This window comes from Kribbella sp. NPDC050281 (genome assembly GCF_040655855.1).
GTDB lineage: Bacteria > Actinomycetota > Actinomycetes > Propionibacteriales > Kribbellaceae > Kribbella.
This window is the reverse complement of sequence record NZ_JBFAKS010000029.1, coordinates 1-13,483: the sequence shown is the minus strand read 5'-3', so window position 1 is coordinate 13,483 and position 13,483 is coordinate 1. Positions and strand designations below refer to the sequence as shown.

At 65.5% G+C, this 13,483-nt stretch carries 16 protein-coding genes; 8 read left to right on the top strand and 8 right to left on the bottom strand.

The genetic code is table 11. From position 1 onward, the window contains the following. The first annotated feature begins 52 nt into the window (after window positions 1-52). The 4 genes from AB0I34_RS28015 (at window position 53) to AB0I34_RS28000 (ending at window position 4,032) form a co-directional block, all read left to right on the top strand. Window positions 53-1,294 carry a helix-turn-helix domain-containing protein gene (locus tag AB0I34_RS28015; RefSeq protein ID WP_360450586.1) on the top strand — a complete coding sequence of 414 codons (1,242 nt, stop codon included), beginning with the start codon at window positions 53-55 and terminating at the stop codon, window positions 1,292-1,294. 303 nt (window positions 1,295-1,597) lie between these two features. Next, entirely contained in the window at window positions 1,598-2,350 is a 753-nt protein-coding gene (locus AB0I34_RS28010; RefSeq protein ID WP_360450583.1) for a hypothetical protein, read from the top strand. A 54-nt stretch (window positions 2,351-2,404) separates the two neighbouring features. Further along, complete coding sequence (gene tal, locus AB0I34_RS28005; RefSeq protein ID WP_360450580.1) at window positions 2,405-3,574, top strand: transaldolase; 1,170 nt, start codon at window positions 2,405-2,407, stop codon at window positions 3,572-3,574. Window positions 3,575-3,897: 323 nt separating this feature from the next. Beyond that, window positions 3,898-4,032, top strand: a complete 135-nt coding sequence (locus AB0I34_RS28000) for a hypothetical protein (RefSeq protein WP_360450578.1) — start codon at window positions 3,898-3,900, stop codon at window positions 4,030-4,032. Here the strand turns inward: AB0I34_RS28000 and AB0I34_RS27995 are convergent. From AB0I34_RS27995 to AB0I34_RS27980, 4 genes are all read right to left on the bottom strand, one after another. Beyond that, window positions 4,020-4,859, bottom strand: a complete 840-nt coding sequence (locus tag AB0I34_RS27995) for a rod shape-determining protein (protein ID WP_360450575.1) — start codon at window positions 4,857-4,859, stop codon at window positions 4,020-4,022. The two genes, AB0I34_RS28000 and AB0I34_RS27995, sit on opposite strands and share 13 nt — an antisense overlap. Next, window positions 4,856-5,221 (bottom strand): molecular chaperone DnaK, encoded by a 366-nt coding sequence (locus tag AB0I34_RS27990; protein ID WP_360450573.1) that lies wholly within the window; start codon window positions 5,219-5,221, stop codon window positions 4,856-4,858. The genes AB0I34_RS27995 and AB0I34_RS27990 overlap by 4 nt, the downstream gene beginning before the upstream one ends. A 385-nt stretch (window positions 5,222-5,606) precedes the next feature. Beyond that, on the bottom strand, window positions 5,607-6,197 hold the full coding sequence (locus AB0I34_RS27985) for a metalloregulator ArsR/SmtB family transcription factor (RefSeq protein WP_360450570.1): 591 nt from the start codon (window positions 6,195-6,197) through the stop codon (window positions 5,607-5,609). Between the two features lie 20 nt (window positions 6,198-6,217). Continuing rightward, window positions 6,218-6,703, bottom strand: coding sequence for a hypothetical protein (locus AB0I34_RS27980; protein ID WP_360450567.1), 486 nt, complete (start codon window positions 6,701-6,703; stop codon window positions 6,218-6,220). Window positions 6,704-7,114: 411 nt separating this feature from the next. Between AB0I34_RS27980 and AB0I34_RS27975 the strand changes: the two genes are divergently transcribed. Further along, window positions 7,115-7,612: a DUF2505 domain-containing protein gene (locus tag AB0I34_RS27975; RefSeq protein ID WP_360450565.1), complete on the top strand. Its 498-nt coding sequence runs from the start codon at window positions 7,115-7,117 to the stop codon at window positions 7,610-7,612. 199 nt (window positions 7,613-7,811) lie between these two features. Here AB0I34_RS27975 and AB0I34_RS27970 read toward each other — a convergent pair whose 3' ends face one another. Beyond that, window positions 7,812-7,997: a hypothetical protein gene (locus tag AB0I34_RS27970; RefSeq protein WP_360450562.1), complete on the bottom strand. Its 186-nt coding sequence runs from the start codon at window positions 7,995-7,997 to the stop codon at window positions 7,812-7,814. A 114-nt stretch (window positions 7,998-8,111) separates the two neighbouring features. On the opposite strand from AB0I34_RS27970, the gene AB0I34_RS27965 reads away from it, so the two are divergent. After that, window positions 8,112-8,480 carry a metalloregulator ArsR/SmtB family transcription factor gene (locus AB0I34_RS27965; RefSeq protein WP_360450560.1) on the top strand — a complete coding sequence of 123 codons (369 nt, stop codon included), beginning with the start codon at window positions 8,112-8,114 and terminating at the stop codon, window positions 8,478-8,480. Between the two features lie 282 nt (window positions 8,481-8,762). On the opposite strand, the gene AB0I34_RS27960 is transcribed toward AB0I34_RS27965, so the two are convergent. The 3 genes from AB0I34_RS27960 to AB0I34_RS27950 all read right to left on the bottom strand — a co-directional run bounded on the left by AB0I34_RS27960 (window position 8,763) and on the right by AB0I34_RS27950 (window position 11,455). Then, window positions 8,763-9,440, bottom strand: a complete 678-nt coding sequence (locus AB0I34_RS27960; protein WP_360450557.1) for a helix-turn-helix domain-containing protein — start codon at window positions 9,438-9,440, stop codon at window positions 8,763-8,765. A 351-nt stretch (window positions 9,441-9,791) separates the two neighbouring features. Beyond that, the gene (locus AB0I34_RS27955) at window positions 9,792-10,529 is read right to left on the bottom strand and encodes a haloacid dehalogenase type II (protein ID WP_360450554.1); all 738 of its coding nucleotides are present in this window, start codon (window positions 10,527-10,529) and stop codon (window positions 9,792-9,794) included. Then, on the bottom strand, window positions 10,526-11,455 hold the full coding sequence (locus AB0I34_RS27950) for a cysteine synthase family protein (RefSeq protein WP_360450551.1): 930 nt from the start codon (window positions 11,453-11,455) through the stop codon (window positions 10,526-10,528). Before AB0I34_RS27950 ends, AB0I34_RS27955 begins: the two co-directional genes overlap by 4 nt. A gap of 277 nt (window positions 11,456-11,732) precedes the next feature. Between AB0I34_RS27950 and AB0I34_RS27945 the strand changes: the two genes are divergently transcribed. Then, window positions 11,733-12,383, top strand: coding sequence for an amino acid racemase (locus tag AB0I34_RS27945; RefSeq protein ID WP_360450549.1), 651 nt, complete (start codon window positions 11,733-11,735; stop codon window positions 12,381-12,383). 162 nt (window positions 12,384-12,545) lie between these two features. Then, on the top strand, window positions 12,546-13,298 hold the full coding sequence (locus AB0I34_RS27940; RefSeq protein ID WP_360450546.1) for a lipoate--protein ligase: 753 nt from the start codon (window positions 12,546-12,548) through the stop codon (window positions 13,296-13,298). The last annotated feature ends 185 nt before the right edge of the window (window positions 13,299-13,483 follow it).

Sequence of the window (13,483 nt, the reverse complement as noted above, 5' to 3'; positions counted from 1 at the left end):
AATTGGACAGCGCCGCACAGCCGCGGCGGTATCTCACCCGGAGGGGAGTGAGATGAGCGACTACGGCGGGCTACCAGGACTGAGCGACAGTGCCCCGAACAGCGCCGACGAGGCCTGGTTGACGGCAATCGCGCAGGCGGCCGCCGGCGACGCGCAGGCGCCGCTGGAGCTGCTCGTCGAGTACCTCACCCTGCTCGCGGATGCTGCCATCTCCGGGCGGGGTCCGCGGGAACACGAGCTGGCGATCGTGCGTGAACTCGGGCGTCGCGCAGCAGAGCAGGGCATCCCAGCGGGACGAGTGGTCGATCTGTACCTGTCCGCGGCGTGGCGGATGTGGCGGGACCTGCCCGACGTCGTGCCGTATCGCGACCGCGACACGGTCCGCGCTTCGGCCCAGGCGGTACTGCGGGCCGTCGGTGAAGCGATCGCCGTCCTCGTGGACAGCTATCAGGTCGCGACCAAGCAGCTGATCAGACAAGAGGAGGCGCTGCGCCGCGAGTTGATCGACGATCTGCTCCGTGGCGACGCCGACGTCTCCCGGATGGTCGAGCGTGCCGAACCGTTCGGGCTCGATCTCGGCCGGCCCCACCAGGTGGTCCTGGCCGCCCCCGCGGACGGGCTGCCCGACGGCGACACGACAGCGAGCATGCTGGAACGGTTCATCCTCGACCAGTTCGGGGACCGCGAGGTGCTTGTAGCCACCAAAGAAGGCATGTTGGTGATGCTGCTCCCCGCAACCGCCCCCACCCAGGCCCCCCGCACGACCATCAAAGAGGTCGGGGACCTCGTCCACGATGCGTTGGTCCGGCACCGGCGCGGCCGTACCTGGCGTGTCGCTGCCGGCCGCTCCTATCCCGGCTCCTACGGCATCGCCCGTTCCTACGAGGAGGCGCGCGAGGCATTGATGCTCGCTGAGCGGCTGCAACTCGACACGCCCGTGGTCGATGCCCGCGACATGCTCGTCTACCGGGTTCTGATTCGCGACCAGGCCGCCATCATCGATCTCATCCAGGCTGTGCTAGGCCCGCTGACGCACGCCCGCGGCGGTGCCGAACCTCTTCTTCAGACCCTTGAGGCGTACTTCGCGACCGGTGAGGTCGCCACGGAGGCGGCCCGGCGCCTGAACATGTCGGTCCGCACCGTCACCTATCGGCTGGACAAGGTCAAGACCCTGACTGGACACGACCCCGGCGACCCAGCGCAGCGGTTCACGCTGCACATCGCCGTGCTGGGCGCACGCCTGCTCGAATGGCCTGCCCGGGACCTTCCCTCCGGCGCAGAGGCCCAGGCCTGACCTGACCCGGGCTGCGTCTCAAGGGGCCATCGTTGCCGGGCGTCGGCCATCCGGGCGGTCACAGGTTCGCCGATCGTTGCCGTACCCGTCATCGTCACACGGCGGCACAGTCGTTACTGCACGAGCAAGACCCGGACTTCGGCTCAACCAGAGCCGGACCCCGGCGGACTGCGGCTCGTGTGTATGACCGAGTCACGGGCCGTTCTTTCGGGATCCGCCCGCCGCCGCAAGGAGGTTTGTCGTGGACCAATCAGTCGTAACTCGCCTCGACGCGCCCCACACCAGGGGGCAGGGGAGCAGGCCATGAGAGCCTATCGGGTCGTCTGGGTGCTCTTCTGCGCAGTGCTGGGCGCACTGGGTGCGGTCACGGCCCTTAGTTGGTCACTCACGAACGTCATTGTGCTGCTCGTCCTCGCGGCCCTCACGGGCGCAGTCGTGGCCATGGTCGCGTTGGCAGATCCCGACGGTCCCTCCCGGCTCCCACGGGATCGACGACGGATCGTGTCCACCAGCACTGCCCTCGCCGCGGGTGGCACAGTCTCCCTCATCGGCCTGGGCACCCTGGTAGGCGCTGCGACAGCGGTGCTCCTGCTGGTCATCGCAGTTGGGGGATCGCCTTACGCGATTCGCTACTGCGTTCGCTGGCTCAGAGAACATGGCCACCTCGCCAGCCCGTCGCCTCGGCCTGTCCGGCCGGATCGTGCCGACCGCTCGCTAGGGTCCGTGACGGCGCCGATCCTGGAGACTGAACCAGACCAGGCATCCATCCCTCCGGTCGCGCCGGGTGTCCTGAGCGACGAAGCCCTCTGCGTGGCCTGGCGGGCCAGCTTTTCGGCTCTGCAACGAGCCAGGTCGCCGATGCAACGGTTGCGGATCGTCGACGAGCGCCGAGCATATCTGGACGAGATCGAGCGCCGCAGCGCCCACGGCATGGCAGCGTGGCTGGCCTCGGGACCGAGAGCGGCGGGAGATCCCGCCAGGTTCGTGCTGGGAGACGGCGCGGCAGGTCGCGCCCGCATCGACTGGGACGACTTGCTCCACGACACGGACAAGTGAACAACCACAACTCGACAGCTGCGTCTGGCGGATGCCAGGGAAATCGGGAACGCGATGACCAAGCTTCAACATCTCTACCGCCACTTCGGGCAGAGCCCCTGGCTGGACAACCTCACCCGTGCTTCCTTGCGTGACGGCACCCTGGAGCGCATGGTCTCCAACGGGGTTCGCGGCGTCACCGCGAACCCGACGATCTTCGCCAGAAGCATCATCGGCTCCCATGACTACGACGAACAGTTCTCGGAGCTGATCGATGTCGGCAGGTCGGTGGAGGAGGCCTACTGGGAGATGGTCATCTCTGACGCCAGCCAGGCCCTGACAGTCCTTCGTCCAGTGTTCGATCGCGGTGACTGCGTCGACGGATTCGTGTCTGTGGAGGTGTCTCCAGCGCTGGCTCACGACGCTCCGGGCACGATAGTGGCCGCGCGCTGGCTGCGTCGGCGTATCGCTCAACCGAATCTGCTCGTGAAGATTCCGGCAACCGCAGAAGGCGTCACCGCCATCGAAACGCTGACCGCTGAAGGCAGCAGCATCAACGTAACTCTGCTGTTCTCCCTGTCTCGCTACGCGGAGGTCATCGAGGCCTATCTGTCGGGGCTGGAGAAGTTCACCGCGAACGGCGGTGATCCCTCGACTGTCAGCAGTGTCGCGTCGTTCTTCGTCAGCCGGGTCGACACCGAAGTCGACCGGCGACTTGAGGCGCTCGGGACCGACGAGGCGCTGGCCCTGCGCGGCCACGCCGCAGTCGCGCAGGCCAAACTGGCCTACCGGTTCTTCACCAATGAGTTCTCCACAGCCCGCTGGCACCGGCTCGCCAGGATGGGTGCGGATGTCCAGCGGCCGTTGTGGGCGTCGACATCCACCAAGAACCCTACGGACAATGACACCCGCTACGTCGAGGAACTCATCGGCCCCGACACGGTCACTACCTTGCCCGAAGCAACCATCGCTGCCTTCGAGGACCACGGCACGATGGTTTGCACCGTGGACACCGGACTGCCGGAAGCAGTCGAAGTGATGGTGCGACTGGCGGCGGCCGGAATCGACATGACTGCTGTAGGCCGCACCCTGGAAGACAATGGCATCGCCGGCTTCGACAAGGCATACGAAGATGTACTGGCGAAGCTGACCCACCTCGCGGCAGCCCCGCAGACACGTGGCCAGACCAGCGTGAAGGGTTCTCCGGGTGCCTCTCGACGACGCAGCCACACCCGCCGCGGCTGAACCTGTCTCCCTCGCCGGGCACGACACCCCGACCACAGCGCAACAGCCAGCGAGCTTGAGCCTGACCTCCGCCGTGATGTTCGTGTCCGACGTGGACCGGTCGGTTGCCTTCTACGCGGAACTGCTCGCATGGACCATCGCGGTCCAAGAACTAGATGCCGCGCTACTGGCTTGCGCTGACGGCTTTCAGTTGTATCTGCGCAGACGGGGCCCCAGGGCCCCGCGCGGCCTGGGCCACATCGGGGTTCAGTACCTCATCTGGACCGCGCCGAGCGAGAGAGAACTGGAGCGCTGCGAACGGGTTCTGACGCGACAGCCGCCGGGTGACGCGGTCAACCCTCGACGGGTTCACCATCGTCGAGGGCCGTGGTCCCGACAACGCCCCGATCCTCATCGCCTACCCGGGGCCGCAGCAAGCGCCGCGGCATCAGGTCATGCAACGGATCTACGGGTGGTGACTTCGGACAGATTGTTCGGTACGGATCGAGGGGTGGTGGTCGGCGGCACCCAAAGCCAGACCCGCGCCGCGGACGGCGGCGGACTGTGGTGCGGGAGCAGGACGCACTGGCGCCCCCAACTGTTTGGCAAGCCGGTAGGTGATCTCCGGGCGGAGCGCGCCGCCTCCGGTGAGGAGTGGCCCACGGTCCAATGCGTCGACAACCATCGCAGCGCAGTCAAGGCGCAGGAGGTCCGTGACGACCGTGACGATCGACTCCACGAGCTCGGCAACGGTCGTGGTCGCGCCAAGATCGGATGTTCCCACGTCCAATCGCTGCGCGCACATCACGACTCCGTCGACCAGCAAAGCCACCTCCGTCAGGCCTGCTCCGATGTCCAGCACCAGTAGTGGTCGGGCCATGCCGGCGCCTGCTCCGAGCGCGGCGGCCTTCACACTGTCGATGGTCAGCACGACCCTCGCATCGAGAACCTCCAGGGCGGCGCGGGCCACGCTGACGTGCTGATCAGCGCACAGGACCGGTGTGGTCAAGACAACCAACGAGTAGTGGCCGAGGCCGGCTCGGCGGCCGACAAGGCGTTCGAGTACGCGGGCAGCGCCCGTCGGGTCGACGACGACGCCGCGGTGCACGGGACGACTGTCACCGGCAGCGCCCGACGAGGCGATCGTGGGATCGTCGAAGATCAAACCGTGGTCGGGCATCCACGCCCTGGTGCGGGCGCTGCCGAGGTCGATCGCTACGCCGGACGACCGCTGGCTGGCCGACCACGTGCCGCGCCGCCGCAGCGCTGCCGTGCGCGGGAACGGAGTACGCGGGGACGGCGTCATGAGCCAGTCCCCTTGAGTTGGTGGCACGGGCCGCAGTACCGCGCGTGGGGCAGGATGCGCAGGCACGCCAGCGGAATGGGCCGGTCACACAGGCGACAACTGCCGTACTCGCCGGCATCCATCCGGCTCAGCGCGGCGTCGACATGGGTGAGCACCACCTGGGCCGCCGCGGCAAGAGCGGTCAGCACCTCTTCACGAGCCCGCTGGTCGGCAGGCAGATCAGCGAGGATTGGCCAGGTGCCGGCGAGGTGGTCGAGTTGCTCCAGCCGGAACGCGCGCTCAGCACGAAGTGCTGCGCGGAGCGCGACCAGGTCCTCGGGACCGAGCTTGACTTCGTCGAGAACGGCGAACGTGTAGCTCAAGACTTCACAACCTTTACAAGGCATCAAAAGAAGAACGAAAGTAGACGCCGCTGCCGCCAACGGAGCCATCTGTTATGCACCGTTCGCCCCAGTTGCGCCTAGCCTCCAACCATGCCCGACACCGACCGCGGCCACCATCGGGACCAGCACCCATTTATCGAGGCGCCCGACTACACGCCACCGGACCAGCACAGCCTGACCAACAGCGAGGCAGCGCATCACGCCGCGCTCTTGAGCTCGCATACCGGTGAGCGAGCTCTGTCAATTGCGCATCACCGTTTCTCCAGGCAACGAGCAGAGGAGGCTGTCCATGTCCGGGTATCCCGTCCTGGTAGTCACGGCGCCAGGCGTACCAACCTGTACTCATGTCGAGTTGTTGCGCAGGTCAACGATCAGGCTGGGGTGCGGCCAGTGGTTCCTGGAGATCCTCCAGCAGTTCGACCTGACCGGACAGCATCCCGGTAAGGATCGTGCGAGCAACTCTGAGCAGCTCCGTGATGTCGGGGCTCGTGAGTGAGTAGATCACCGTCGAACCCTGCTTACGGGTTGCCACCAACCCGGATTTGCGCAGCACGGCCAACTGCTGGGACAGACTGGTCGCCTCGATGCCAACATCGGCCAGTATTTCCGCAACCGAGTGATCCCGTTCGCTCAGCAGCTCCAGCACGCGGATGCGCGCGGGATGCCCGAGCGTCTTGAAGAACTCAGCCTTCACCTGATACAGAGGTCTGCTCACCCGGCGCACCTGTGACTCGGCCGCCGGGGCGTCATCTCTCCGGCGCCGACGTTCCACAGCTGAAAATCTATCATTCGCTGCACGTCTGATCACTTGCAGAAGCCGTGAATCAGCTGCCAGCGCCACCCGGCTCAACTCGATGAAGCCGAGGCCCTCGACAACCCGTGCCTCCGGCAGCACGTCGAATTCGTCGGCGATCGGCAGCAGGTCGACCGCGGCATGCGAGGCGGGCTCGAGCAATTGTCACGACCTGTGGATCGTTACGGTCGTCGATCGTTGTGGTTGTCTCGGACCTGTGCCATGAAGCGTGCCGTTGCTCGTGGATTCCGAAGCACGTGCAGTTTCGCGCCTGTGGCGTGCGTCGTGAGCGCGTTGATGAGGAGCGGTCGGTGCCGTCGGCGCCATGACCATACCCAGAGCCAGAAATCGGCCCGTTCCCGCGAGCGGCGCATCGCTTGCCAGGCGCAACGCGGAAAGGAGTAGTCGAGCAGGAGGACGGTGTCCGCCCTGCGGAGACGGACGTCGAGGACATCGTAGGGTCCGAGGTCGCCGTCCATGATCCACTGGTCGGCGCGGGCGAGTTCGCCTTGAAGGACGGCCCAACGATCAGGGGGAGTCGCTTCCAAACCCGGTGCCCAGAAGTGCTTGTCGAGTTCGATGACGGGGAGCCCGGTCGCGGTGCCCAGGGTCGTTGCGAGGGTTGACTTCCCTGCGCCGCCACGGCCGAGGATCACGACGCGCTTCATAAGCGCAATCGTGCCAGAAGGGCCGTCACCTCATCGAATCCCGCACCGGCTTCCACCCCTGTCAGGCCGCGTCGACGACGCCGCGCTCGACGAGATACCCGGTCTCGAAGCGGGCGCATTGCGCGGCGGGAACGACGCGATGAGCCTTCTCGCCTTCGCGGGTGCGGTGACGAGCCCGGAGGCAGTGATCACGCCGACAGGGAGGTTCGTGACTTGTTCGGTGAATGCAACCGTTCCACCTGTCTAGGTACCGTGAGTCGCCGGCGGCGTCTTCTCGCCCGGGATGACGTCGACCACGTGGACGAGCTCGGGTTCGACCTGCCCGACCAGATCCGAGTCTGAGGGTGACCGCGTCATTGCCCGACACAACGAATCGGTGCCTTGTGGTCGCACTCGGTGTAAACATGGATCATGGACCTGACCCTCGTCACGTCGTACGACGCCTCGCCGGAGGAAGTGTTCGCGATGATCACCGACGTCACTTTCCAGGAACAGGTGTTCGAGCGTCTGAGGGCGCAGTCGTACGACGTCGAAGTGGGAGACTCCGGTGACGATCGGGCGGTCCGAGTCCACTGGCAGACGCAGCCCGTGGATGTGCCGGTCGTCGCACGAAGACTCGTCGGTCACTCGCTGATCCTGGCGCAGAACAAGATCTGGCACCGGCCGGATGTCGACGGCGCACGGGAGGCTGAGGTCGACGGCGAGGTGGCCGGTGCGCCGGTGAGGCTGACCGGCAGGACGCGGATCACCCCAGAAGGACGAGGGACAACCCAGGCTTTCGAGCTGCACGTGACCGCGTCGCTTCCGGTGGTGGGCAAAGGGCTCGAGCAGGTCATGGCGGACGCGGTCCGGGTCAGGCTGGAGAGCAAGTTCGAGGTGGCGTGGTCCTGGCTGGCCGGCTCACTGTGAGGCCGCTGGGTCCGAGTGCTCATCGGGTAGCGGGCGAACGTGAACCCGCGAGCCTGCGGCCGCTGCCTGGCGGACGAGTTCGGTAACTCCGGCCGCGTCGGTCACGGTGCGGGTGGGCGCGTCGGGCTCGCGGGAGGTGTAGGTCACTTCGTAGAGCAAGGCGGTCGCTCTTTTCGTGCGCTGGGCCGGACTCGACTGATCAGACTTCTTCACCGGGTAGGTCAGCCGGAACGGTCACGCCGTTCTCCATGGCCAGCCGGAGGAGACTGTCGAGTTCGCCGGAGTAGATGCGCTCGGCGTCGAGGTCTCCGCTGTCCTGAGCGGTGCGGAGTTCCCGCCGGGCAGTGACGACCCGCTGTCGCAGTTCCTCGGTGAACGCGTCCATGGTCTCCGTCCGGCCGTGAGCTGTTCCCCCACCGTACACAAGAGTTGCAGAATTCTTCAATTCATGATCGCATGCATTGCGCATGACATGTAGTGACGGAAGGGCGGAGGCCTAGTGACCACACCGCTGCACCAGCTGAAGGCGGAGTTCTTCAAGACCCTCGGTCATCCCGCCCGGATCCGGGTGCTCGAGCTGTTGAGCGAGCGGGAGATGGCGGTCGGTGAGTTGCTGCCCGAGCTTCCGCTGGAGGCCTCGAATCTGTCGCAGCAGTTGGCAGTCCTTCGTCGAGCTGGCCTGGTCACGACCCGGAAGGACGGCTCGCAGGTCTACTACTCGTTGACAAGCCCGCACGTGGCCGAGCTACTCGCTGTCGCGCGAGTGATCTTGACTTCGGTTCTGTCGGAACAGGCGGAGCTGTTGGACGGTCTTCGCGCAGACGCGCTGGCGTCGGGTCGATCCCGGGTTCGGCGGGCGGTGCGGTGAGAGCGCTCGTGCGGAAGATCCGCGAGCTCGGCCGAGTAGCGGAGCCGGCGCCGGAGCGGGCTGGCGGCGGAGATGCCGTACTGCGTGGATCGGTGCAGGTGCGACACGTCGATGCCGGGTCGTGCAACGGGTGCGAGGTGGAGATCGGTATTCATCGAGCTCTGCTTCTCCGTCCTCGCTTGGACGTGGCCGACTGGTCCATCGACGAATCAGTAGCGCCGACATAGTCATCGTCAAGCCAGAGCAGTGCAGCAGCCAGTTCAAATCTTGAACTAGCCTCCGCTAAGCAGGAGAGATCGGCGCGAGAGCGCTGCGATTGAACGCATACCGAAGAAACCAGTGCTGTACCTGGCGTTGTACGGCGCGGTCGCCGTGCACCGTGACTCCGGCGCGCTGCTGCAGCTGTGACCAGGTCAGATCGCCGAGCCACCAGCGGGTGACCTCGGCGGTCGGCGCCGTGAGCCAGAGGCTCACCGGCGCTCCGGTGTCCTCTCGACACAGGTTGACGTTCGTCTTGGACAGATGCAGCCAGAAGTACCGGTCGCGCGGTGATCGGTCGGTGAACTCGAGCGCGAGGACCACGGTGCGCTCGGGCAGAGCATCGACGTCGACTCTGCGTTGCATGTCCCACGTGAGCGCCGCGGTATCGAGATCATCATCGGACAAGGCAGCGCTCTCGGTTGTCATCGCCCAGCGGGCCAGTTCGCGGACCACCGGGGCGAGGGTTAGCCCGGATTCAGTGAGCTGGTAGAGCCGGTCGGACATGTCGACAATGCCGGCGGTGCGAAGCGAGCGCAATCTGCTGGTCAGCGTGGCAGGCGGGATGCGGGGGATGCCGCGACGGATGTCGCCGAACGTGACCGGCCCGGAGAGCATTTCGCGCACGATCAGCAGGGTCCACCGCTCGCCGACCACATCCAGTGCTCGTGCGACCGCGCAGAACTGCCCATACCCGTTCATCGCTCCAGGCTACCGACACTGGGCGTCCGCATCGATGTCCGACCAGAAGGGCAGCTCCTGCGCAGTCGTGTCTCGCGCATGGACTGAGCGCAGACGCGCACGTTGTACAAGTGCAGGCCAGCTCGCCTGCAGTCGGCCATCCGTGACCGGCAGCCGCACCTTCTTCAATGAGTCGTCGACTCGGAACCCCGCGATCGCGACCCGGCTGATTTCCTTGCATGTGGCAACGAAAAATCTCTTGTGCATGGTCCGCCTCAGTGGGAGTCGCCGTATCAGGTTCCATTGCTGCGAAGTAGCTGCGGGTCCGAGGTCCTGCAGGTTTCGGCTGATCGCGGTACGTCGAGATGCCGGTCAGCAGCTGAGGATGTCCGCTAGCTCTGTCAGGCTGCTCACTGCGAGGTCACTCGTTGTGTCGGCTGCGCGGTCCGCGGTTCGGTCCGGTCCCTTTTCTTTTGGTCGTTCAAGGAAGGCAGTGCGTAGTCCTGCTCGCCGTGCCCCGTCGATGTCCCATGTGTGTGCGGCAACCATCAGCATCTGCTCAGGGCGGACCGCGAGCAGGTCGGCTGCTGCCCGATAGACATGCTCCTGCGGCTTGTAGGACTGGAACATCTCGGCCGACAGGACGCAGTCGAACAGTAGGTCGGCGCCCTTGAGCAGGCGTACCAGGAGAGCCAGTCCGCCGTTGGACAGAGCCACGACAGTGAATCGGCGGCGAAGCCGGGCCAAGCCGTCCACGACATCCGGCCACGGTGCCAGGTGGTGCCATGCCAAAACCAGGTCTCGGCGGGCTGTGTCGTCGAAGTCGTCGCCGACGCCGTGGACCTCGAGAAGGTCGTCGAGAGCTTCCTGATGCAGCGCGTCGAGGTTCCGCCACGGCTGGATGCCGCTGCTGATTGCCTCCAGGGCCGGGAGATAGCGATCTCGCCACTCGTCGGTGAAGCGGCCCGGCGACACCTTGGCGTTTGTTCGGCCGGCGATCTGCGCGACTTGCTCTGCAACACTGGTGCGCCAGTCCACGGTGGTGCCGAAAATGTCCAGTGCTACGACCGAGACACCAGACAGGTCTGCCTTCGCGGCGTAGGCGCTCATTTGCTCAAGTATTTCATGCCCGTGTCACACATCACCGTGACGATCGTCGAGTTCGGGGCAAGCCGTTCTGCCATGCGCAGTGCGACGAGGACGTTGGCTCCGGTCGACGTACCTGCGAACAGCCCCTCCTCCCGTGCGAGCCGCACCGCCATGGCCGATGCCTCCTCTGTCGACACCAGTTCGATCGTGTCGGCGACTTCGTCGTGCCACAAAGGTACGACGAAGCCGGCACCGACGCCGTCGATCTTGTGCGCGCCGGTCGGACGACCGGACAGGACAGCGGACTCGGTTGGTTCGATCGCGACGACGGCGATCGAACTGTCGTACTTTCGCAGCCGCTCGGCGTTGCCCCGCAGCGAGGCCCCGGTGCCGACGATCTGCACGAATGCGTCCAGCTCACCGTGAGTCTGTGCCCAGGTTTCGTCTGCCATGGTGTGGTATGCCCGCAGCTGGTCGGTGTTGTTCAGCTGATCGGTCCAGAAGCCGCCGTTGTCTGCCGTGATGATCCGGGCCGCTTCGATCATGTCACGCGTGAGTTTTTCCGTCATGCGACCCTGGTCGCTGGCGATCACGTGTACGTCGGCACCGAGCGCCCGCATGTGGGCGAGCTTCTCGGCGGCGAAAGCGTCAGAGCTCACGATGTCGAGGTGGTATCCCTTGACGGCGCAGACCAGAGCCAGCGAGACTCCTGTGCTGCCACCGGTGTACTCGACTACCCTGCCGTCCGGCTGCAGCCTGCCGTCGGCTTCCGCGGCCTCGATCATCGCGAGCGCCATCCGGTCCTTGATGCTTCCGGTGGGATTGCTGTCCTCCAGCTTGAGCAGGATCCGAGATCCGTTGCGCGGTCCGAGCCGACGCAGCGGTAGCAACGCGGTATTGCCGATGTGATCCAGAACGGTACGGGGCGCGGGACCTGACCTGTGCATGTGCGCAAGTGTCGACTGTGAGCCGGGAACGTGCAGTTCAAAGTTTGAAGCACGCAAGTGGCGGGCGCGGACGTAACGTGCGGTTCGTCGTGCCGGTGAACAACTGTTGGGAGGCTCAATGATGATGGGAGCTGGAGAGCTGATATCGCCGGAGCCGACGGCTCAGGCCACAAGAGTTTCGTCTGGCTCTTGGGAACCTCTTCACGCGGGCATCCTTGCACATACCACGGAAGGCGCCGCGCTGTGTTTCCTGACCTTCTGTCAGGAGGGATTCCGTGTGATCGGACCGCATCAGCATCCCGATGTGACCCTTGACTGTATCGCGATGGGACGCAGCCTCCCCGCCTGGGACCGTGACGACTACGCCTCGATCCGGCCGGTGCTGGCGCAGAGCGTCGACCGGCTCGCTCGTGCCGGGGCGGACTTCTTCGTCTGCCCGTGCAACACGGCCCACCTGGCGCTGGAAGAGCCCGGCACAGAACTGGTATTGCCCGGTCTGCACATCGCTGACGTCGTTGCCGATCGAGCGGTGCGTGACGGGCGGCAGGTTGTCGGTGTCTTAGGCACGAAATTGACTATGGATGGTCCGATCTACCGGCGGGCGCTTGCAGACCGAGGATTGGACTGCGTCGTCCCGCTGCCGGATCAGCGCGAACACATTGACCGGATCATCTATGAGGAGTTGGTGAACGGCGTCATCTCCGAGGCGTCCCGCGATGAGTGCCGGCAGGTGATCGAGGGGCTGGCGAAGCAGGGCTGTGATGTCGTGGCGATGGCCTGCACGGAGATCCCGTTGCTGATCACCGAGGACATCTCGTCGCTGCCCCTGCTCGACTCCACCAGGCTGCTTGGAGTCGCGGCCTTGGACATCGCCATCGGTCGGCAATCAATGCCTTCATGGCGCGGCGGGCCCAGTACCGAAACATAGTCGATGAGCCCCCATGTCCCGACGCCCGACCGACTGAGCCCGTAGTTCCAGAAGGAGCTGACCTGGACTGTTCGGCAACAAGTTGTCCTCGCGCTAGAAGTCAATGGAGGCTGTGGACGATTTCCACAGTCCACCGGCACGCTGGAGTGGCACGATGGCGGCGTGCTTGTGTCCGATGCTCTGGGCGGTAGCGACGAGGCCATGGACTTGGCGGTTGCCCATGCGCTGGTGCGGCGTGCGTCCGTCGGCGAGGTGAGGGAAGCGTTGCGGGTCTACCGGCCGGCGAGGCCGGTTCTGGTCTTCGGCCGACGCGATACGCTCCATCCCGGCTTCCGGGCCGCGGTGGGTTCTGCCCGCTCGGCCGGTTTCGAGCCCCTAGTGCGCGCCGTGGGCGGCCGTCCAGTTGCCTACACCTCGGCGTCCCTGGTTGTTGACCACGTCAAGTCTGAGGGTATGGCGTCGGCGGGGCTGGAGACCCGCTTCAAGGACTTCGGAGCCATGTATGCCGAGGTGCTTCGAGAGTTGGGTATCGACGCACGAGTGGGGGCGGTACCGGGTGAATATTGCCCCGGTGCCCACAGCGTCAATGCTCGCGGTCTGGTGAAGCTGGTGGGTACGGGACAGCGCATCGTTCGCGATGCCTGGCTCTTCAGCTCGCTGATCGTGATAGGTGACGACGCGAAGATCCAACCGCTGTTGGCGGATGTCTACCGCCACCTCGGGTTGCCGTTCGAGGTCGCATCGGTCGGGTCACTGTCGAGGGAGGTGCCAAGTCTGGATGTCGAAACCGTAGAGCGCCGGATCCTTGATGCGTACGCGGTGAAGGCACAGCTCCAGCCGTCAGCCCTGGACCAGGCCACCTGGGAGATGGCGGTATCGCTAGTCAACGATCACAGGGTCGGCCACATCCACTGACCCTGCGGCGCTGCTCGCGACCGTTGTCCTGCTCCGTCGCTGCTCCGTGGGACGTTGGCAAGTGGCGATCAGCGCTGAGCGTCGATGAGGACAAAACCGCACCCATGTGGGCCGGGTGTGTCAAGGGCGCGTGGGGTCTTGCCCCCGGTGATGTTGAGTTGTCGCCGGGGGTTCGGGGTGGTTGT

Coding starts and splice junctions, on each gene's coding strand:
- AB0I34_RS28010 (WP_360450583.1), top strand. CDS start 1,598: ATGAGAGCCTATCGGGTCGTCTGGGTGCTCTTCTGCGCAGTGCTGGGC.
- AB0I34_RS27975 (WP_360450565.1), top strand. CDS start 7,115: ATGGACCTGACCCTCGTCACGTCGTACGACGCCTCGCCGGAGGAAGTG.
- AB0I34_RS27955 (WP_360450554.1), bottom strand. CDS start 10,529: ATGAGCGCCTACGCCGCGAAGGCAGACCTGTCTGGTGTCTCGGTCGTA.
- AB0I34_RS27950 (WP_360450551.1), bottom strand. CDS start 11,455: ATGCACAGGTCAGGTCCCGCGCCCCGTACCGTTCTGGATCACATCGGC.
- AB0I34_RS28015 (WP_360450586.1), top strand. CDS start 53: ATGAGCGACTACGGCGGGCTACCAGGACTGAGCGACAGTGCCCCGAAC.
- AB0I34_RS27980 (WP_360450567.1), bottom strand. CDS start 6,703: ATGAAGCGCGTCGTGATCCTCGGCCGTGGCGGCGCAGGGAAGTCAACC.
- tal (WP_360450580.1), top strand. CDS start 2,405: ATGACCAAGCTTCAACATCTCTACCGCCACTTCGGGCAGAGCCCCTGG.
- AB0I34_RS27995 (WP_360450575.1), bottom strand. CDS start 4,859: ATGACGCCGTCCCCGCGTACTCCGTTCCCGCGCACGGCAGCGCTGCGG.
- AB0I34_RS27970 (WP_360450562.1), bottom strand. CDS start 7,997: ATGGACGCGTTCACCGAGGAACTGCGACAGCGGGTCGTCACTGCCCGG.
- AB0I34_RS27960 (WP_360450557.1), bottom strand. CDS start 9,440: ATGAACGGGTATGGGCAGTTCTGCGCGGTCGCACGAGCACTGGATGTG.